Source organism: Streptomyces silvae (assembly GCF_016745505.1).
GTDB classification, from domain to species: Bacteria; Actinomycetota; Actinomycetes; order Streptomycetales; family Streptomycetaceae; genus Streptomyces; species Streptomyces silvae.
The window spans coordinates 1-20,509 of the sequence record NZ_JAERUC010000119.1; the positions used below are offsets into that span (position 1 = coordinate 1).

Consider the following 20,509-nt stretch of genomic DNA (forward strand, 5'->3'; position numbering starts at 1 on the left):
CTTCGGGCTGTACGAGACCAGGAGGTTCTTCGTCTGCTGGCGGTACACGCCTCGCATAGCCGATGACCAGCGGAAAAGGCCACGATTCGGCCAAGCTGCAGGCGGCTGGCCCGGCGCTTACTCAAGCGCCGGAGGTCCCCAGCCGATAGCCCAGCAGGATTCTCCGTGGCGCGGCGGTCGTCCTCTATCAGTTCCTGACGACAATTTCGGGCGTCGGACAGCAGGCTGCTCATCAACTGGGTCCGTGATCAGAAACAACAGCCGGGGACGACCAGCCCCGTGAAGCTGGTCTCTGCCTGGTTGTGCCCAAGCGAAGCAACCAGGCAGAGAGGGACTCAGGTGGTGCTACTCGCCGCGGCCGTAGCCCTCGCTCTCGTCGTCGTGGCCACCCTTGTTGTCGTCGTGGCCCGTGCCGTCGAAGTCACCGTTGATGCAGGTGTTCCCGAAGGCAGGGTTCAGCAGGCCGATGACGTTCACGGAGTTGCCGCACGCGTTGATGGGGACGTGGATGGGGACCTGGACGACGTTGCCGGACAGCACGCCCGGGGAGCCGTAGGCGAACCCCTCAGCGCCGGCGTCGGCATTGGCCGCCCCCGCACCGGCGAATACCAGGGAACCTGCAGCCGCGGCCAGAACTGCCGCGCTTCCGAGCTTGAACATGAAATCTCCCGCAGAATGTGAGTGCTGCCCGCCTGTATGGGGCAGCTTCGATCACCATGCGGGCTCATCTCCATCCAGCACTTCGACGCGCCCGCCCGGGGCCGCCAATCCCCTCAATGGCCGGTGCCCCATTGGCCTGACCACCGCCCGCCCCACCTGCGTGCCGATGCCGGCGGCTGCCTCGTCGTGGAGCGAGGACGCCGGTACGGCGGGCGAGACGGTGCCCTGGAGGAGAGAGAGTGGCAGGAGCGCTTCCCAGCGATGCACTCGTATGGCGATGAATGCCCGCCCATCGCTGCGGACTTCCAGACCATGAATGTCGGTGGGCTGCCAATCGGCGCCGTTGAGGTCCATGGCTCATGATGACGGGCCGAATGGCTCCTGCCCGGGTCTGACACGACCGAGTCCTCATCGAGCACCACGACGCTGAGATTGAGCCGGATAGGTGTAAGACGGTTGAGTCACAACCGACAGCAGCAAGAGCACCATCTTGGGTGCAGAGGGGCGCGCTCTGTCGGGCCCCGCTACCGCGTCTCCAAGAACGTCGGGACATCAGCTTCGGTAGCGTCCAGGCCCAGCCGTTCGCACCGCAGCGGGTGACGCCACACGCCGTGGTCCTGGGACGCGCGGCGTCGACCTCCGCAACCAGGACGGGGGGCGACGAGGACCGGCTTTAGAGTGGTGCCGCTGTTCCAGGACGCGGTGAAGCGGATGCCGGTCCATGGGTGGGTCAGTGCCGACCGCGGTGAGGCCCCCGGGCCGGATCGAGCTTCAGCCGGCTGGTCTTGCCCACCAGTCGTATGCGGCCGGCGGTGGCATAGCGGCCCAGGAGCAGGACCTGGGGACGGCGCAGGGAACCGGTGAACGGCGCCGATGAGCTCAGCTGATCGATGGGCTGCGGCAGTCACTCGGAGGAGGACGGACCGTGCGCCAGTGGCGGGCGATGTCACGTGGCGGGCCACTCACATCTCGGGGTGGCCCGTCACGACATCAAGAAATCCGGGCAGGTATGCGGCGCGGCCGGGCCGTCCGCTGATACGTAGACGCAGCCCGACCCATCATCCGCGTCGGTCCGCACCCTCCTCCAGGAGGAGCTCGAGGACTCGTGTCTCGGTCACCACGGGATGGGTGACCTGGAGTACAGCTGCTTACGCTGAGGGACGTGGAGCGGGCGCGGGATCCCTTCCTGGGCAGCTACGCGGCGGCGTCATTGCCCACGGCGGGCTCGGTCACGGGTAGTAGGCGTACGGTCATGATCTGGAACGGGCGCAAGGCGAGTGTTACGCGGTCGGCTGTGACGGTCAGTTCCGGTTCGTCCGTGAGGCGGCGTTCGAGGAGGTCGGTCATGGCGGCGGCGGCCAGGGGGAATCCGGCGCGGAGGGTTGTCCTGGCACGGCCGCCGAGCGACTCGTAGAGCCGCACGATCACGTCTCCTGAGCCGTCGTCGGCGAGTTTGACCGCCTCGATCACGACGCCGACGTGGTCGACCTCGACCAGTGGGGCGACGGCGTTCGTGCCGGCGGCGGTGCGTTCGGCAAGGTTGAAGGCGTAGCCCTCGCGGACGGCGTCGCCGATGTCCGCCCCGAGCACCAAGCCGTAGCGGAATCGGTGTTCGCCCTGGTCGGCTTCCGGGTCGGGAAAGAGGGGGGCGCGCAACAGCGAGAGCCTGGCCGTGGTTGTCGTACCGCCGTCGGGACGTACATCGTGAGTGACGTCGTGGCCGTAGGTGGAGTCGTTGACCAGGGCCGTTCCCCAGTCAGGCTCTGCGAGGTGCAGGAAGCGGTGGGCGCAGATCTCGAAGCGGGCCGCGTCCCAGCTGGTGTTGGAGTGGGTGGGCCGCTGGACGTGGCCGAACGGGATCTCGCTGGTGGAGTGGCCGGCCCGGAGGTCGAAGGCGAAGGCTGCCTTGAGGATCTTCTCCCGCTCCCGCCAGTCGACGGTGGTGTCGATGTCGAGCCGGCGGGCCCCTTCAGGCAGCGACATCCGTTGACGTATGTGCGACCCGTTGATGCTTCGTACGACCTCAATGGCGTTGCCGTCGGCGGTGACGTCGTCGGCCTCAGTGAGGTCCTGCACGGTGTTGCGGTAGAAGGCGTCGATGTCCCAGGCGTCCCATTGGTTCGGAAAGTCCTGGTGGAGCTGAAGCAGGTTGCCCACCGTTCCGGGGGCGAGCGCTTCACGCTCGGCGGTCAGGTCGTACGCGGACGTGATCAGCCCTCGGGCGTCGACCGTGATGCGCACAAGGCCGTTGTCCAGGACGAGGCTGCCGTCGTCGCCGGGCCGCACGGGCACCGAGCGAGGCGCCGTGTTGCGGGGCACGGCGCCGAGGGCGGGTACGTCGTCGCGGCTGTGCGGGGCTGCGTTGAAGACGACCTCGCCGCCGTCGGAGCCCGGTGGGCCGGCCAGGGATCGCTGGGCGGTTTCGATGATGGCGTTCAGTTTGCGGGCGGCCTCCTGGTGGGCCTGTTCCGTTTCCCTGTGTACCCAGGCGATGGAGGAGCCGGGCAGGATGTCGTGGAACTGCTGCAGGAGGACGGTCTTCCAGATGTGGTCGAGCGCGGCGTAGGGGTACGGCTCACCGGTGCGCACGGCAGCTGTTGCCGACCACAACTCCGCCTCCCGCAGGAGGTGTTCGCAGCGTCGGTTGCCCTGCTTGGTGGCGAGCTGGCTGGTGAGGGTGCCGCGGTGGAGTTCCAGGTAGAGTTCGCCGACCCACACCGGCGCGTCTGCGTACTCCTGCTGTGCCTTGGTGAAGAACTCGGTGGGGCCCTCCATCTCGACCTTCGCCGAGCCCTCAAGGTCTGCGAGCCGGTCGGCGCGCGCCAGCATCTCGCGGGTGGGTCCGCCCCCGCCGTCACCGTAACCGAACGGCACCAGCGAGCGATTGGCAGCCCCCTTGTCGCGGAAGTTGCGTTCGGTGTGGCCGATGTCGGCGCCGGAGAGGTCGCCGTTGTAGGAGTCGACGGGTGGGAAGTGGCTGAAGATGCGGGAGCCGTCGATGCCCTCCCACCAGAAGGTGTGGTGGGGGAAAGCGTTCGTGGTGTTCCAGGAGATCTTCTGCGTGAGGAACCAGTCGATGCCGGCGAGCTTCATGAGCTGGGGGAGTGCGGCGTTGTAGCCAAAGGTGTCGGGCAGCCACATGTCGCGTGTCTCGATGCCGAATTCCTCCAGATAGAACCGCTTGCCGTGAACGAACTGGCGGACCAGGGACTCGCCGCCGGAAAGGTTCGTGTCGGGTTCGACCCAGAGGCTGCCGGTCGGCAGGAATTGCCCGGTCGCCACCTTCTGCTGCACCCGGGCGTACACCTCGGGGCGCTGTTCCTTGAGCCAGGCCAGCTGTTGGGCTTGGGACATGACGAATCGAAAGTGGGGATGGTCGTCCATCAGCGCGGTCACGTTCGCGACGGTGCGGGCCGCCTTGCGGACGGTTTCTCGTACCGGCCACAGCCAGGCCGTGTCGATGTGTGCATGGCCGACGGCCGAGATGCGGTGGGCGCTCGCGTGTGCGGGAGAGGAGAGCACCGGGCTCAGCAGGGCCCTGGCATGTTCTGCGGTGCCGCTGACGTTTTGGAGGTCGATCGCGTCGAGGGCCCTGCCCACCGTGTTCCGGATCCGGCTGCGGCGGGTGGAGTCCTCAGGCAGTTGGTGCATGAGTCCGGACAGGACGTCGAGGTCCTGGACGAGCTCCCACACGGTCGCGTCGAAGACGGCGAGATCCATGCGGGTCAGCCGGTACAGCGGTTCGCCCACGACCCCGGTGGGGCCATCGGCGTGCAGCCAGGAGGCAACCTCGCCCGCACGAGTGGGGACGAAGGGATCGCCGGCGGCGTCGAAGTCGAAGATCAGCGGGTTGGCGGCGGCCTCTATATGGAACTCGAAGCGCTCGCCGCCCTGAGCCTGTTCGGCTATCAGAAGCCAAGAGTTGCGCGGGTTGAGTGCCTTCACCGGCGTGCCGTCTGCCCGGTACACGAGCCCCTCTGCGGAGAAGCCGGGCTGCGAGGTGTTGAAGCCGAGGTCGAGCACCGCTTCGATCCGTTGCCCCGCCCAGTCCGCAGGCACGATGCCGCGGATCCTGAACCAACTGGTGGACCAGGCCGGTCCCCAGTACGCACCGGTGTCGATCGGCCTGTAAGGTCCAGCGATCCCCTCGCTCACCGGCACGGGTTCGCCGCAGATGTGGTGAGCGCTCACATCGAGGGGGAGGGAGCGGGCGTGGACTGCGGGCCTGAGGCGCTGGTCGAGTACCCGAGCGAGTCGGCGTTCGGTCAGTGTGCGGTCGTCGTGCATGGAGACTCCGTCCAGAATTCCGCGCGCGTGGGCGGCATGTCTGTGCGCCGTGCCTCGCCGAGTGAAGGCGGGCCCGGGAAGGTGCGGATGGGGAACCCTCAGGTGAGGTCGGCCCCGTATCGGATGACGTCGATGGGGACCACCGAGCGCCGTACGGGCAGCGGGGTGTCGGACCCGGCGTTGATGCGGTCGATGAGCATCTGACCCGCCCTGCGCCCGATCTCGTCGGCGTCGTAGGAGGCGATCGTCAGGGAGAGTCCGAGGACGTCCGCGAGGTCGAAATCGTCGAATCCGGCCAGCGGCACCGGGGCGCCGAGGGTGCGAACGGCCCGGATGGCGCCGTGGGTGAGGCGGTTGTTGGTGCAGAAGAGCGCGGTGGGTGCGTCAGGCCCGCTCAGCAGGGCGACGGCGGCGCGTTCGGCCGCGGCCACGTCGGACAGTCCGCGGCGGATGTGACGCTCGTCGGGTTCCAGCCCGGCTTCTTCGTGGGCGGCCCAGTAGCCGCGGAACCGTTCGGCACCGGTGTAGAGCGCCGGGGGGTTGCCGAGGAAACCGATACGCCGGTGTCCGTCCTTGATGAGTCGGCTGGTGGCCGCTTCGGCTCCGCCGAAGTCGTCGACCAGCACGCAGTCGGCTTCCAGCCCCGCCGGCGGCCGTGAGGCGAGGACCAGGGGCATGCCGCGCAGCGCGGCCGGTGTCAGGTGACGATGGCTGCCGCTGGCCGGCACCACGATCATGCCGTCGACCTGACTGGCGGCGAGGTCCTCGACCAGACCCCGCTCCCGGTCGACCTGTTCGGCGGTGTTGCCGAGCAGGACCCGCAGGCCGTGTGCGTAGGCCACCTCCTGGACGCCCAGCGCAAGCCTTGAGTAGAAGGGGTTGGCCAGGTTTGTGACGAGCAGACCGATCATCCCGCTGCCGCCGACCCGCAGACGGCGGGCGGTTTCGTTGCGCCGGTAGCCGAGAGCGTCGACGGCGCTCAGCACCCGCCTCCTGGTCGCCTCGGTGACCCGGGGGTCGTCCTTGAGCACCCGGGAGACGGTCATCGCACTGACCTCGGCACGGGCGGCGACGTCACGCATGGTCGGCGCGCCGGCGTCACTCGGTCGGTGCTGCGCCACGGCCGGTCCTTTCTTCGTGCCGTCAGGGGTTGTGCGCCGTCGGTGGGTCGCGGGAGCCACGGGCGCCGCCATTGTAGAGAGTGTCGGGCCCGCGGTGCCGTCAACCCCGGCGGGTGGATGCTGCGGCGTGCCCTCGCGGGCCGGGGCGGTCATGGCCGAGCTGCTCGGTGGGCGAGACCAGGTGCGGGGGCGGCGGCGAGGGCAGCCTCTTCCGGCGGCTCACCCTCCGTCCGAAGTCCCAGGGTCCAGTGTGCGGCGCCGATCAGGGGTGCGTCGTCCGGCCGTCGGGCGGTACACAGATCCATCGCGGCGACGGTTCGATCCGCTTCCGGACCGGCGGCTTCGGCCCCGGTAGTGAGGCCCGCCCGCAGCGCGGGGCCGATGAGGTCCCAGGATCTGGCCATGGAGCCGCCGATCACCATCACGTCCGGCCGGAAGGCGGCACACCAGGGCGCCAGGGCACGCCCAAGCGTGGTGAAACACCCGCTGATCGTCTCGGCCGCCTGCCGGTCGCCTCGGCGGGCCAGTGCGGCGATGGCGCTGACGTCCGGGCTTTCGGCCGGCCCGTCGAGACCTGCGGCGCGGGCATACCGCGTACGGATCGCCCATCGCGAGACCACTTCTTCCAGTGGCAGTCCGTCGACGGTGATGCAGTGAGCCCGTCCTCCGGGCGGGACAGTGGCGCCCTTGGTGACAGGGTGCCCGTCGCACAGGAAGGAGGATCCGACGCCGGTGCCGAGGGTGACGCACACCGACCGTCTCCGGCGTGCCGCGGCCCCACTGTGGTGTTCCCCCAAGGCGAAGGCGTCTGCGTCGTTGAGGAAGCTGATGGCCCGCGGGTGCGGCAGCCGGTCGCGCAGTTCCGCCCCGACGTCGATGCCGTGCAGAGCCTCGAACTTGCCGATGCCCCGGAATTTTCCTATACCGGCCGCGTAGTCGAACGGCCCCGGTATGGCGATGCCCCAGTGCGCCTCGGCGGGCGCCGCTAGGTGCAGGGCAGCCTCGGCGAAGGAGTCGAGGATCTCCGCGGCGCCCGCGTCGGCCGGCACCGGTCTGCGGACGAGGGAGTCGGTGACCGGCAATCCGGTCGTCATGTCCACCAAGGCGGCGGTGACGTGGGTGCCGCCGATCTCCAGCACGGGCACCCGGGTCATGAGGGCGCCACCAGGGACTTGACGACCTGTACGGGCCGTGCACCGACGGGGTGCAGGCGGTACCCGCCCACCGCCGCCGGAACAGTAAGCGTCTCGGCGAACGCGAGGTCGTGACGGTGGCCGTCGGCGGTCTCCACCACCACGCCGTCACCGGCGGCGACGTTAAGGATGTGGAAACGGCCCTCCGTGTCGTCGTGCGCCGGCCCCGTTCCGTCGAGTACGAAGCGGTGGACAACATAGAACATCTCGGGCAGGGCACCGAGGACCTCCTCGCGCCAGCCCGCGCCCTCACGCAGGACGCGAGGCTGCTGAACGAGATCCTTGGCAACCTCGGTGCCACGTCGCGTGGTGTCGAGGTTGGCGAAGGCGTGCTGGTGGGACAACGGCCTGGGCACCCCGGAGGAGCGGCGCAGCCAGTCGTAGAACCGCAGGGAGTAGAGGTACGGCGTGGCACTGATCTCCAGCACGAGGTTGCCCGCGCCGGAGGCGTGCGGCGTGCCGGCCGGGATCATGAACAGCTGGCCGGGATCGGCAGGGAACGTCTGGACATGGTCGTCGACGCGCAGCGGTGTGCCGTGCGTCGCCGACGCCTCCACTTCCTTGCGCATCAGGTCCACGTCGGCATTTTGCCGGAGCCCGAGGAGGACTTGGGAGTCGGGCTCGCTCGCTGTGACGTAGTAGGTCTCGTGCTGGGTGTAGGGCCAGCCGAAGTGCTTCCGCATGTACTGCTCCTGCGGGTGGCAGTGCAGCGACAGGCTGCCACCCCCGACGGTGTCGAGGTAGTCGAAGCGGATGGGGAACGAGGTGCCGTAGCGCCTTTGCACGTCCGCGCCGAGGAACCGTTCGGGGTGCAGGACGCACAGCAGCTGGAAGGGCAGCTCGACCTGTGCCCCGGCCCCCTGGCCGATGAGAACGCCGGCTTCGGGAGCGATCAGCTCGTAGCCGAGTGCGGTGTTGCCGTTGTCGGGCTCGAAGCCGAGCTTCTCCGCCGCCCATCGGCCACCCCAGGCAGTGGAGTTGAAGTACGGGCGGGTGCGCACGGGCTGCCGGGCGAGCTCGGCGAGGGTCGAGCGGACCTCTGGGCCGGCGAGGGAAGCGGGGGAGTGCGGGTCCTGTACGTCGATCCATCGATCGATCCGAGGCGCGAGCGCATCGCGGTGGCGGTCGGCGACCGGCCAGTCCGAGTAGAAGAGGCGGCGTAGTTCGCCCGGGACGTCGGGGTGCCCGAGGTTGACGCCCACGGGCAGGGTGCCGGAGGCCACGGCGCTCTCGGCGTACCGCTTGGGCAGGTCGGCCCACCAGGTCAGATCGGGTGAGCACAGGGCGGCGCCGGGGCCGAAGACCAGCAGGACGCCGTTCGTGGGCCGCTCGACGGTCAGCGGGCCCTCGAAGAGGTCGGCCATCTCGAACTCGGCGAGTGGCAGGAAGAATGCGTCGGCCTCGTCGTGAGGGGTGCACAACCGCTCGACGGCTGCTGGGGACCAGCGCTCCCGCACGTCGAGGACGCCGACTTCGGTGGACCGTGCACGCAAGGCTGCGGCGATCCCCCGGGCGGCCTCGTTCCAGTCCAGGGCTGCGGGCCCGTCCAGAGCGAGCACGATCGGCTGGTCGGGCAGGGTCGCCACTGCCTCGTTCCACCCGGTGACCACGGTGCCGGTGGCCGGATAGCGGGGGTTGAGCTCGTACGGTCGGGGCTCTGAGTTCACAGGTACTCCTGAAGTGGTGAGCGGGGCAACCGCCGGAATGGTATCGATAACCATGCAGGGGGACAAGGAGTGAGTCTCTCTGTAGCTCATAGATGCAGTTGAGGGCCCATGCGGCGAGGAATTCCGTCGCGGGGTCTTGTTTCAGTCAGATGGTGTCGTTAACATCCTCGCAATCCGAACCGCGGATGCCATGCGGTACGGCGAGATCTCGCGGAGGGCCGACGCCCTCTCACCCACCACACCCCAGAGTCAGGGATCCCTTCCGGGATCCACAGGGAAGGGAACCCATGAGATCAATCGGCGGGGCGGCACACTGGTCGTCCCACCCACTCGGCCGGCGCAGCGTCCTGGCGGGCATCGGAGCGGGGACCGTGGCCACGCTGGCCGGCTGCGCTCGGGGCGACAGCACCGCGGTGAAGCCCGGCACCACCTCGCTCGCCAATGACAACGCCACCTGGGACCAGGGCTATGTCGCGGCCGGGCAGGAACTCAAGAAGCTCACCGGGTACGCGCTGCGTCCCCTGTCCAATCCGAACCCGACGTCGTACAAGCAGGTCACGCAGATCTCGCTGCAGACGACCAAGGCCACCGACATGATCAAGTGGGCTTCGGGCTACTTCCTCAAGTCACTGGCCCGCACCGGGGAACTCAGTGACCTCTCCTCGGTCTGGGCCGCATACGAACGCAAGGGCTGGGTCACTCCCCAGACTCGTGAGGCGATGTCCTATCGCGGCTCTGTGTACGGGATACCGCTCTACGAGTCGTACTACGTGTTCTTCTACAACACGGGTCTCTTCCGCAAGCACGGCCTCAAGGCGCCGGACACCTGGGACGAGCTGCTGCACAACGCCGAAGTGCTGAAGAAGGCCGGCGTCGTCCCGTTCGTCGCCACGCAGACCGGCAACTGGCCCGCGTACGAGTGGTTCCAGGAGCTCGTCAGCAAGGTGGACCCCACGTTCTACGCGGAGCTGATCAGTGGGAAGGCGCAGTACACCGACCCACAGGCGCAGAAGGCTCTGCAGATCTGGCAGGACTTCATGAACAAGGGCTGGATGACGCCGGCCGACTTCGACCAGAACAACGGCCCAGCCGCGCTGAAGACCGGGCGGGTCGGGATGTTCCTGCACGGATCCTGGCAGTCCCAGGGGATCGCGGCCACCGGCATGAAGCCGGGTGTCGACTTCGACGCCTTCGTCATGCCGCCCGTCGAGCAATCCACCCGCCGCTCCGTGATCACCGAGTCCGGCGTTCTCGCCGTCCCGCGCAAAGCTGTCTCGCATGAGGCGGCGATGGCCAACGCGGCGCACTGGCTCGACCCGAAGGTCCAGAAGGTATGGACCGACTTCCTCCAGGATGCCTCGGCCAATCCGCTTTCCCATCCCGGTAATCCGTTGATGGCGGGCCTCAAGGACCGTGCGCTGAAAGAGCGTTGGACGCTGCTGCCCCGCTACGGCGAGTCGGGCCCGCCCAACCTCGTCCAGGGCAACACCGACGACCTGGGGAGCTTCATGACCGGCGCCTCCTCCCCGCGATCCACGCTGCGCAGCATGGCCAGCCGTGCGTCGAAGGAGTGGGCCGAGTGGGAGAGGGACGAGGCATGAGTTCTTCCGTGGACCAGCGGCGATCGGTGTTCGCCGCGTCACCGAGCTCACCCGACCCGCGGCCGGTCCGCCCCACGCCCGGGCAGCGTCCCGGGAGGCGGATTCGGGAGAAGCTCGCTACGGCCGGGTTCCTGGCTCCCGCCGTGCTCCTGGTGAGTGCACTGCTCCTGCTCCCGTTCGCCTCGACCGTCTACCGGAGCTTCTTCGACGACCGGCGCATCTCGGGCTTCGCCGGTCTCGATAACTATGCCCTCTTCCTCAGCGACCCCGCACTGACCCGGTCGATTCAGAACACCCTGATGTGGGTGGTCGGCACGGTCGCGCTCCCGCTTCTGCTCGGCCTGGCCATCGCCGTGCTGACGCACACCGGTGGGTGGTCCCGTGTGGCCCGCCTGGTCGTCGTCCTTCCTTACGCCCTGTCCGGCTCGGCCGTCGCCGTCGTGTGGAACTTCGTCCTCACGACGGACGGCGCCGCCAACCAGATGCTCAAGGCGTTCGGCCTGGACTCACTGGCCCAGGGCTGGCTCCTCGAATGGCCCGGCAACACGCTGGTCATGATCGCTGCCAACACGTGGCAGTCGGCGGGCGTCGCCGTGATCCTCTTCCTGGTAGGCCTCCAGACCATCCCGCCCGAAACTCTCGAGGCCGCCTCCCTCGACGGTGCGGCGGGCTGGCGGAAGTTCTGGTACGTCGTCCTGCCCCAGCTGCGGACCGTCTCGGTGATCGTCGTCGGCACCAGCCTGGTCAACGGGCTCAAGTCCTTCGACCTGATCTGGGTGCTCACCCAGGGCGGGCCCGGCCGTGCGTCGGAGACGCTCGCGGTCTCGATGTACCAGGAGACCTTCCTCGCCCTGCACCCAGGAGCCGGCGCGGCGGTCGCGGTCGTCCTCACCACGATCGTGCTGGTGGCGTCGTGGCTGTACCTGCGCCGTCAGCTGACCCCGAAAGGCAACTGATCATGACCACCATCCGCACCACACGCAGGTCCGCTCCGCGGGCGAGGTTCACGCCGGGCCGGATCCTGCGCAACGCGACCCTGGTGGTCATCTCCCTGGTCTGGGCACTGCCCACGTGGCTTCTTCTGGTCAACGCCCTGGTGCCCGCTGCCGACTACGGCGGCACGCCGCACTGGTGGCCACAGGGTTTCGGTCTCTTCGACAACATGTCCCAGGCCTGGACGCAGGCGGATCTCGGCCCCTCCATGGGCAACAGCCTGCTGTACGCCGTCACCAGCGCTGCCGCGGCCATCGTGGTGGCCACGACCGCAGCATTCGCCACCGTCATCATGCCCGTTACACATAAGACGCTGTGGTTCTGGCTGATCTACTCGGGCACCCTGCTGCCGCTCCAGGTCTTCCTGCGGCCACTGTTCCTGGCGTACGCCGATACCGGGCTCTACGACGCCCAGTTCGGGCTGTTCCTGGTGTACGTGGCCATCGCCATCCCGTTCGCGTACTTCATCATGCGCAACTTCGCGCTGACGCTTGCACCGGAGATCATCGAGGCCGCCCGGATGGACGGAGCTTCGTGGTGGCGGATCTTCTGGCAGATCCACGTGCCGCTGTCCCGGTCCGCCATGGTGGCCGCGTTCGTCTTCCAGTTCGTCGCCGTCTGGAACGACCTGCTGTTCGGCATCACGCTGTCCACCAGCAGCAACATCCGCCCGGTGATGGCCGCCCTTGCCGAGCTCCAGGGCAACTACTCCAACGTCGGCCCCCCTGTGGTCCTCGGCGGCGCGCTGCTCGTCTCGCTGCCGACCGTCGTCCTGTTCTTCTCCGCACAGCGGTTCTTCGTCAGCAGCCTCAAGCTGCACGGCTGAGCCGCGCCCGGCCGCCCCTCACCGATCCACCTTCCCGAAAGGCAGACCCTGGTGAAAACACCCGTACGCGCCGCCCTCGCCCTCGCCGTCGTCTCCGGAGCGCTGTGGACGAGCCCCGCCGCCGCAGCCGGCGACGACCGGGCTACCACGCCCGCCACCTGGGCGCACCGTGCCGAGGCCAGCTACGACGCCCTGCAGCATCACCTCTACCAGGGCCGGCAGGAGCACGGCCTGTACCTGGAGAAGACGCCGCGCAAGGAGGAGGAGAACCCTCACTCGTACCTCTGGCCCCTGCGCGAGGCGGCCGCCGCCACCGTCGACATGTCCGAACTGCCGCACGTCGGCACCCGCTACGACCGCGATGCCGCCGAGCGCTTCACCACCCTGCGGCTGTATTTCAACCCCCGTGACGGCAGGCCCGGTTACGACTCCTACCTGCCCGCCCCGCTCGGCCAGGGCGGCGATGTCTTCTACGACGACAACGCCGTCGTCGGGCTCACCTTCCTCGACCAGTACCGGGCGACCGGCAAGAAGGTCTACCTCGAGCGGGCGGCGGAGACCTTCGACGTCGTCGGCCGCGGCTGGGACGACGACCCCACCAAGCCGTGTCCGGGGGGCCTGCACTGGGTCGACTCCCCGGACAACTTCATGCGCGCCGCCAACGTGACGGGGCTGTCCGCCCAACTGGCCGCCGAGCTCTACGCCATCGAGCGCGACGATCGCTACCTCGCAAGCGCGAGGAAGTGGTACGAGTGGAACTGGTCGTGCCTGCGCCGCTCACCCGGTTTGTATGACAACAGCCGCGACGACGACGGCACCGTCAACAAGACCCTGTGGACCTACAACTCCGGCGCGATGATCGGCACAGCGACCACCCTCTACCGGGCGACCGGTGACCGGAGTTACCTGGACCGTGCCGTCGAGGACGCCAACGGGTCACTCGGCTACTGGAAGCAGGGCGACCGGCTGCACGACCAGCCGGCGATCTTCAACGCCTTCTACTTCGACAACCTCCGCATCCTCGACGAGGTGCGGCCGAACCCCGCGTACCGAACGACGGCCGTCGCCTACGCGGAGCATGCCTGGAAGGACAACCGGACACCGTCCGACGGCCTCTTCCGCTTCCAGCCTTCCGGCGGCGGTGACCACGCCCCGGCCGCACAGGCCGAGACGCTTCACCAGTCCGCCATGATCCAGATCTTTGCCGGCCTCGCCTCCGACCCTTCCTGAGCCCCACCCGGCCCCGAGCAGCACGTCCCAGCACCGCACACGAGTGGAGACCTCTTCCATGCCCCGCCCCGAACTTGCCCGTCCCTCCTGGTGGGACTCGAACATTGCCCGCGACATCCTGCGGGACCGCGCGGTGTCTGCCGAAGGAGTCCTCGGCGGACACCGGATCCGCCTCGCCTGCGAGCCGCTGCTACGCCACGACGGCGGAGGCGGCCTGCTCCAGTCCGTCCGCGTGACCACAGGCGGTCGAACGGTCACCCGTGCACGCGTCACCACCGTCGCGGGCAGTGAGCTGCGCTGCGACGTCCTGCCGGGGCCGGGCGGAAGCATCCGGCTCCTTGTCCCGGAGGTGGACGCGCCCACACCGGTCCTGGTCGAACTGCCGGAGCTGGCAGCCGGGGAAAGCGTCGAGGTACTGCTGACCCCGCAACGCCACTGGACCCTGCACCTCGTCCAGCACGCCCACCTGGACATCGGCTACACCGACCCGCAGAGCACGGTGCTCGCCGAGGGACGCAAGTACCTCGACTCCCTGCTCGAATTGTGCCGAACCACGGACGACTGGCCCGACGAGTCGAAGTTCCGCTGGGCGGTCGAGGGATTCTTCAGTTACGAGAACTGGTCGCAGAACCGTCCGCCGCGGCAGGTCGCGGAGTTCCTGGACCGGGTACGCGAAGGCCGCATCGAGCTGGCTGCGATGCCCTTCAACCTGCACACCGAGACCTGCTCCACCGATGAACTGCACGAACTTCTGCGTCCTATACGCGAGTTGCGGGATCAAGACGGCATCCACGTCACCACGGCCATGCAGACGGACGTGCCGGGCCAGGTCGTCGGCCTTCCCGACGTCCTCGCCGACAGCGGGATCCGCTATCTGTCGGTCGCCCACAACTGGGCGGGGCGCGCGGTGCCTCACCACGTCGGCGGCCAGGACCTGCCGCGCCTGTTCCGCTGGCGGGCGCCGAGCGGGCGCGAGGTGCTCGTGTGGCGCACCGACACCCCGCACGGCCTCGCCTACATGGAAGGGTCGATCATCGGATTCGATGAATCCTTCGACCGCGTCGACGACCTGCTGCCGAACTACCTCACCGCAATGGTGAACCACCAGTACCCGCACGAAGGCCGAGGCATCCCGGGATTCCCCGTTCTGGACGAGGAGTTCAAGGGCGACCCGTACCCGTGGGACATCCTGCACCTGCGGGTCCTGGGCAAGTTCGCGGACAATGGACCACCGCGCCGCATCATCGCGGACACCGTGCGCCGGTGGAACGAGGAATGGGCTTTCCCCATCCTGCGTACCTCGCGCAACGAGGACTTCTTCATCGATGCCGAGGAACGGCTCGGGGACCAGATCGAGACGTTCGAGGGCGACTGGACGGACTGGTGGGTCGACGGCGTCGGCGCGGGCGCCGTGCCCCTGGCCGCCACCCGCGACGCGCAGGCCGCGATCACCGACGCGCAGACCCTCGCGGGACACGCGCACATCCTGGGAGCACCGAACGGGTCGGGAATCACCGAGTCTGCGCCCGAGGTGTACCGCGCGGCCTCGCTGTTCAACGAGCACACCTGGGGCGCCGGCGACCCCTGGACACACGGCGACCACGGCCACGCCTCGGGCGAGCGCCAGTGGCACTGGAAGTACGCCCAGGCCCTGCGCGCCCACGACGGGGCGCGCACCCTGCTCGATGCCGCGAGCGCCGCACTGGGGGAGCGGCTGGCTCCCCGCGAGGGCACGCTCGCCGGCTACTACGTCGTCAACACGTGCAGCTGGGTGCGCTCCGAGGCGGTCCGGCTCTTCCTCCCCGAGAGCACGGTGCCCCTCGCCGACGCGGTGAGGGTCGTCGACTCCCGCGACGGTTCGACACTGGAGGTGACGGAGGAGGAGCAGAGCAACGAACTCCACCGCGCGGCGGGACGTTTCCTGCTGTTCCGGCTGGCAGACGTACCGGCCCACGGGGCGGTACGTGTGGACATCGAGCCCGCTGTCGCCCCCGCAGCAGAGCTGCCGGCGGAAGACATGGACAGCGCCGGCACCTCCACGGTTCTGGAAAACGAATTCCTGCGCGTTCACGTCGACCTGTCGTCCGCGTGCATCGACTCGATCGTGGACAAGCGGACGGGAGACGAGCTGGTCCGGCAGGACGCCACCGTCGGCTTCAACGGCTATCTGTACGACGAGTACGCCACGGCCGGCGGGTTCAACCATCAGTCGAGCAAGACCACGGCTGACGCTTCGATGCACCTGCTGGCCACGCGGAGAACGGCATCCCTGGCAGCCCTGGTGGGGCGGACCTCGGACGCCACCGGGGAGACACTGGTCTATGAGTGTGCGGCCGCGGGTACGCGACGCCTGCGGGTCACGGTCCATCTGCCGCACGCGAGTGCTCGGATCGACCTGGAGAACAGGATCGACAAGACCGCGACCCTGACGAAGGAAAGTGCGTTCTTCGCCTTCCCGTTCGCGATGAGCTCCCCGTCCGTACGGATGGAGGCGACCGGCGGGGTCACGGGAACGGGTCTGCCCACGGTGCCCGGATCCGCCCAGCACATGCGGGCGATCCGCCGCTGGGTCAGCCTCCAGGAGAGCGGCACCAGCGCTGCACTCGCCACCCAGGACGCCCCATTGATCCAGGTGGGCGGGGTCGCCATCCCCTACGTGCCGTATCCGCAGTCACTGGCCCAGGAGGAGCCCGGGACGGTCTTCTCCTGGGTCCACAACAACGTCTGGGACACCAACTTCCCCTCGGAGCAGGCATTCGACCATGTGTTCCGCTACAGCGTCGGCTGGCAGCAGGAACGGGCCTCCGGCGGTGCGGTGCTCGGCATGCGTACGGCCGCCGTCGGCAGCCGCCCCCTGGTGCCGGTGCGAGCCGGCCGGGAGCCCGAAGCCAGCCCCGACACCACCTACTCGCTGCTGACCCTCGACGACCCGCGCGTACGGGTCCTCGGCCTGACCGTGCCCGAGCCAGGACGTGTCCTCGTGCGCCTGCAGTCCTTCGCGGAAGAACCCGTCATCTGCCGACTCACCCCCGGGTTTACCGTCACTGGCGCAGTATGCGCCGACTACCTCGGCGCGGAGGGTGCCACCCTGCACACGGAGGCGGACGGCTCGCTGCGCGTCCCCGTGCCCCGGCTCGGTACCACAGGGGTGTCGCTGACGACACATCGCGACCCGGGCTCCGAGTGAAGCGGAAAGCGGTCCATGTCCACGTCACCCGGCCTGTGCTCAGGGGCTGTCGTCCCAGGTCCGCAGGTACACGGAGTCGCCGGAGCGGCCGTTCTCGGCCAGGCCGACGTCCAGGCAGAGGACGGGACGGGTTCGAGCGGCAGGCTGCATCACAACGCCTTCACCGCGGGCGACGTCCTGGTGATGAGGCGGTGCGTCGTTGGTGAAGACGGGCATGCCGGGATCGACCAGTCGAGGGCGTCAGTCGGAGGGGAGGACTCTCAAGGATGTTGCGCAAGGCGATCCCAGTGTCGAAGCTGACCCGGCCTTCGCGAACGGCTCGTAGAGCGCCCAGTGGGAGGCGATCTCGTAGCGGAACCCTCTCTGGCGCTCGGCTCCCGGTGCGCTGATGTAAGACGGTCCATCGCGAGCGGGGCTGTAGAGGGTGTGGGCCTGGGGCTGGAACGGCGGAGTGATCTTGCCGATGCCGTACAGCCCTGCCCAGAAGGATGCCACCGTGCGATCCCCCATCCTCGTTGCTCAGAATGAGATCCCACAAGGCCTGCAACACCGCACCGGTGTCGAGGAGATGACAGACCGCTGAGTACGGCCGCGACAGCCCGCTCCCCTTCCCCCACAGCCGGGCATCCAGACACAGTTCCCCCGAGGCCCCGCCCCACTGTTCATCACCATGAGCACAGAGAATGCCCCCGGTCCCTTTCGGCAACCGACGTTCCTGATCCCCGATGATCTCTTCAACTGGGCTTGCTCGGTGGGTCGTACAGGGGAAGATCAGCCGTCCCACGCTCTCACCTCGCGCCAACGGCGATACAGGCCGGCCAATGGTGGTTCGGTTCGGGGACTAGGGGAGGAGGCCGACATGCTGGAGATCGTTGCGCTCAGCGCGCTGACCGCATTCCTCACAGCGGTAGGCAACGGTGCGGCTGGCGAGATGGGCAAGCAGCTGCTCCTGTCGACCGGCGCGCTGGCGCGAGGACCACAGGGCGGGAGGCGCCGCTGCCGACGAACAGCGAGGGGTGGGAGGCACTCGCTGGTCACGTGCACGCTCGCATGGGGGACGACCGGAGGTTTGCGGGTGAATGGTCCCTGCTTGTCCGGAGCTTTCCAGGGGATGCGGCGGACCTTCGTTCCGGGAGCGGGCTTCCCCCCGCTTCGCGCCACTTCACCGATCGCAAGGATGTCGTCAAGCAACTGAGGCGGGAGGCGACACGGCCCGCCGCGGGGCGGCCACGAGTCGCGCTCTTGTACGGGCCGCCGGGTATCGGCACCACTGCGGTTGCTCTCCACCTGGGCGCCGCCTGCCATGCCCAGTTTCCCGACGGACAGTTCTACGTCGACCTCCGCGAGGATTCCGGGGGCTCTGAAGCTCTCCCCGGCTGCCGTGTTACTGCGACTGCTCCGGCAGATGGGCGCCGAGCCCGACCGGATTCCGCCGACCGAGGCAGGGCGAGTACAGCTCTACCGGCGACTTGTCGGCGGACGTCGGGCTTGCGCGGCAGGTCGGACACCAGGCCCAGCACCAACCGCCCGGCCCGCAGCCAGGGTTCGCCCCGCGCGAACCGACCCGCAATCCGGGCCATGGCCACCTCGAACGCCTCCCGCCAGCGGCCGGGACCTATGCTGTGGCCTGCGGCCACCGTCTCTTCGTAAGTCCACACAACTCACGATGATCAACGGTGGCCGCACCCGTCTCCGCACCCGCCCGTGGCCAGTCGCCCGACCAGGAAAGCAGATGATGATCGCCACAGTCCTTGCCGTCGTCGGGACGCTCCTCGGATCGATCGTCACCGGTACGTTCCAGCACCTGGCGGCCGGCCGCGCCGAACGCGCAGCCGCCGCGAAGCAGTTGCGCCGCGACCGGCTCGACGCGGTGACCACACTCGCCTCCGCCGGTTCCGACCACCGTCGAACCTTGTGGATGCGTGGAGAGGCTCGGCTGCGTGGCGCCAGCGATGCTGAGCTGGAAGAACTGCGAGCCAAGTCTCATATCACCCGCTCCGCTGTCACCCGCCCCCTGGTTGCGCTGCGGCTCCTCGTGCCCGACCCGGCTGTCCACACCACCGCACAGGCGATGGTCGTCGCCACCTATGACATGGTCGATGCCGCCACGAGCATCGAGGAGCTGACGGCAGCGCAGGACACCGCACGAGCCGCACACGACCGCTTCATCGACGCTGCCGCTGCGTACTTCGGCGCCACCACCTGACATTGCCCATACCCCGCCGCCTGGAGTGACTTGCTCCATGCGGACGGCGAGCAGACATGAAGATCACGATCTACAGCTGGAGTACTAGGCCGTGTATCGAAAGTGGATCTTGCGCATATGGTGGCGGCATGTCGCTGAGCCACATAGCCCTCTCGTCCGGTCGTTCGATCGAGCTCACCGAGCTGCGAATGTCTTCGACCTACGGAGGGATGCTAGAGGGCTACCCCTGCAAGCCCATCAATGACATGAAGGTCAGGGGTCTCCAGTGGCAAGCTGAACGCGCGTTTCCCTCCACGCCGGTCCATCTGGTGCCACCCTCCTGCGAGTACCCGGACCAGACTGCCGGCGCCTTCGGCCCCGTTGAGGTGCTGCCTTCCGTGGCCTGCATCGGGGCCTTCCGGTCGACGGCGGTCGCCCTTGAGCTCGATTCGGCGCTGCACCGTTCCGCTCTCACCGTGGTCTGGTTCCAGGCCGGCTTGGATGTCCCGTCGGGCGAGGACGCCGACCTTGCGCTGCGCAGCATCCGCTGGGAGGAGCTGTCCCAGGACTACGAGCTCTAGCGACGGGGTGCCGATCACAGCCACTCGTTGATGGCAGCGATGAGGACAGTCGCCTCGTAGCGGACCGCCAGTTTGTCGTACCGGGTAGCCACAGCGCGGTGTCTCTTGAGGCGGTTGATCCCGCACTCGACCGCGTGACGTTCGCGGTAGTCAACCGGGTCGAAGCGCGGCGGCCGGCCGCCGCGAGAGCCGAGCTTCCGACGGTTGCGTGCCTGGTCGGCCTTGTCCGGGATGGTGCATCGGATCCCGCGTCGACGCAGGTAGGTACGGTTCTTGCGGGAGGCGTACGCCTTGTCAGCCCGCACGCGATCGGGCCGGACGCGTGGCCGACCCTGCCCGATGCGGGGCACTCGGACCTTGTCCAGCACGGATTCGAACTGCGGCGAGTCCCCGCGCTGTCCTGCCGTGATCACGATCGACATGGGCTTCTGGCCCTGCTCGACGGACAGGTGCAGCTTGGTGGTGAACCCGCCGCGCGACCTTCCCAGTCCGTGGTCTCCGGGCTCGGCGAAGACACCGCCCGGCGGTTCCTTCTGCAGGTCTCCCCGCTTGCGGGCACCGGCCGCATGCTGATGAGCGCGACACACCGTGGAGTCGACGCTCAGGTCCCACGTGATCGCCCCCCTCGCGTCGGCCAGGGACTGGAGCCGAGTGAGGATCCGCTGCCAGGTTCCGTCCCGTTGCCACCGGCGGAAGAGGTCGTAAACCAGACCCCACGGTCCGTACTCAACCGGCACGTCCCGCCACGGAATACCGGTCCGGACCCGAAAGCGTATGCCGTCGATCAACCGTCGGCGAGACCAGACGGGCGGCCGCCCCGCCCTGGTGCCTTCTGGCAACAACGGCTCCAGCGCCGCCCACTGCTCATCCGTGAGATCTCCCCGACCCATGAACTGTGATCATTCACAGCCCAAGATCCACTTTCGATACACGGCCTAGAAGAAGCCGAGCTTCTTCGGGCTGTACGAGACCAGGAGG

Annotated in this window: 15 protein-coding genes and 1 pseudogene; 7 read left to right on the forward strand and 9 right to left on the reverse strand. The window is 68.4% G+C overall.

The window, feature by feature from the left end; translation table 11 throughout:
- Window positions 1–345: 345 nt before the first annotated feature.
- The 6 genes from JKV81_RS18355 to JKV81_RS18380 form a co-directional block, all read right to left on the reverse strand.
- Window positions 346–660: a chaplin gene (locus tag JKV81_RS18355; protein ID WP_129266559.1), complete on the reverse strand. Its 315-nt coding sequence runs from the start codon at window positions 658–660 to the stop codon at window positions 346–348.
- Window positions 661–711: 51 nt separating this feature from the next.
- The gene (locus JKV81_RS18360) at window positions 712–1,014 is read right to left on the reverse strand and encodes a hypothetical protein (protein WP_202076822.1); all 303 of its coding nucleotides are present in this window, start codon (window positions 1,012–1,014) and stop codon (window positions 712–714) included.
- 840 nt (window positions 1,015–1,854) lie between these two features.
- Window positions 1,855–4,947, reverse strand: coding sequence for an alpha-mannosidase (locus JKV81_RS18365; RefSeq protein WP_202076824.1), 3,093 nt, complete (start codon window positions 4,945–4,947; stop codon window positions 1,855–1,857).
- A gap of 98 nt (window positions 4,948–5,045) precedes the next feature.
- Window positions 5,046–6,029 carry a LacI family DNA-binding transcriptional regulator gene (locus JKV81_RS18370; RefSeq protein WP_202076835.1) on the reverse strand — a complete coding sequence of 328 codons (984 nt, stop codon included), beginning with the start codon at window positions 6,027–6,029 and terminating at the stop codon, window positions 5,046–5,048.
- A 188-nt stretch (window positions 6,030–6,217) separates the two neighbouring features.
- Window positions 6,218–7,222: an ROK family protein gene (locus JKV81_RS18375; RefSeq protein ID WP_202076826.1), complete on the reverse strand. Its 1,005-nt coding sequence runs from the start codon at window positions 7,220–7,222 to the stop codon at window positions 6,218–6,220.
- Window positions 7,219–8,928: a class I mannose-6-phosphate isomerase gene (locus JKV81_RS18380; RefSeq protein ID WP_202076828.1), complete on the reverse strand. Its 1,710-nt coding sequence runs from the start codon at window positions 8,926–8,928 to the stop codon at window positions 7,219–7,221. The genes JKV81_RS18375 and JKV81_RS18380 overlap by 4 nt, the downstream gene beginning before the upstream one ends.
- Before the next feature lie 287 nt (window positions 8,929–9,215).
- On the opposite strand from JKV81_RS18380, the gene JKV81_RS18385 reads away from it, so the two are divergent.
- Genes JKV81_RS18385 through JKV81_RS18405 form a run of 5 tightly spaced genes read left to right on the forward strand, consistent with a single transcriptional unit; the run spans window position 9,216 to window position 16,765 of the window.
- Window positions 9,216–10,529 (forward strand): ABC transporter substrate-binding protein, encoded by a 1,314-nt coding sequence (locus JKV81_RS18385; protein ID WP_129266564.1) that lies wholly within the window; start codon window positions 9,216–9,218, stop codon window positions 10,527–10,529.
- The gene (locus JKV81_RS18390; protein ID WP_129266565.1) at window positions 10,526–11,485 is read left to right on the forward strand and encodes a carbohydrate ABC transporter permease; all 960 of its coding nucleotides are present in this window, start codon (window positions 10,526–10,528) and stop codon (window positions 11,483–11,485) included. The genes JKV81_RS18385 and JKV81_RS18390 overlap by 4 nt, the downstream gene beginning before the upstream one ends.
- Before the next feature lie 2 nt (window positions 11,486–11,487).
- Window positions 11,488–12,348 (forward strand): carbohydrate ABC transporter permease, encoded by an 861-nt coding sequence (locus JKV81_RS18395; RefSeq protein ID WP_129266566.1) that lies wholly within the window; start codon window positions 11,488–11,490, stop codon window positions 12,346–12,348.
- A 51-nt stretch (window positions 12,349–12,399) separates the two neighbouring features.
- Window positions 12,400–13,578, forward strand: coding sequence for a glycoside hydrolase family 76 protein (locus JKV81_RS18400; RefSeq protein ID WP_241748582.1), 1,179 nt, complete (start codon window positions 12,400–12,402; stop codon window positions 13,576–13,578).
- A 58-nt stretch (window positions 13,579–13,636) separates the two neighbouring features.
- Window positions 13,637–16,765 carry a glycoside hydrolase family 38 N-terminal domain-containing protein gene (locus JKV81_RS18405; protein ID WP_202076830.1) on the forward strand — a complete coding sequence of 1,043 codons (3,129 nt, stop codon included), beginning with the start codon at window positions 13,637–13,639 and terminating at the stop codon, window positions 16,763–16,765.
- A gap of 39 nt (window positions 16,766–16,804) precedes the next feature.
- Here JKV81_RS18405 and JKV81_RS18410 read toward each other — a convergent pair whose 3' ends face one another.
- Window positions 16,805–16,981: a hypothetical protein gene (locus JKV81_RS18410; protein WP_202076832.1), complete on the reverse strand. Its 177-nt coding sequence runs from the start codon at window positions 16,979–16,981 to the stop codon at window positions 16,805–16,807.
- 1,271 nt (window positions 16,982–18,252) lie between these two features.
- Window positions 18,253–18,402: pseudogene (locus tag JKV81_RS36915) on the reverse strand (IS701 family transposase); the annotation flags it as partial.
- A gap of 98 nt (window positions 18,403–18,500) precedes the next feature.
- On the opposite strand from JKV81_RS36915, the gene kilB reads away from it, so the two are divergent.
- Both kilB and JKV81_RS18420 read left to right on the forward strand, forming a co-directional pair.
- A complete protein-coding gene (kilB, locus tag JKV81_RS18415; RefSeq protein WP_202076836.1) occupies window positions 18,501–18,971 on the forward strand; it encodes a plasmid transfer protein KilB in 471 nt (156 codons plus the stop codon).
- Window positions 18,972–19,099: 128 nt separating this feature from the next.
- Complete coding sequence (locus tag JKV81_RS18420) at window positions 19,100–19,531, forward strand: hypothetical protein (RefSeq protein ID WP_202076833.1); 432 nt, start codon at window positions 19,100–19,102, stop codon at window positions 19,529–19,531.
- Between the two features lie 14 nt (window positions 19,532–19,545).
- Here the strand turns inward: JKV81_RS18420 and JKV81_RS18425 are convergent, their stop codons facing one another.
- Window positions 19,546–20,421 carry an IS5 family transposase gene (locus tag JKV81_RS18425; RefSeq protein WP_202076834.1) on the reverse strand — a complete coding sequence of 292 codons (876 nt, stop codon included), beginning with the start codon at window positions 20,419–20,421 and terminating at the stop codon, window positions 19,546–19,548.
- Window positions 20,422–20,509: the final 88 nt, after the last annotated feature.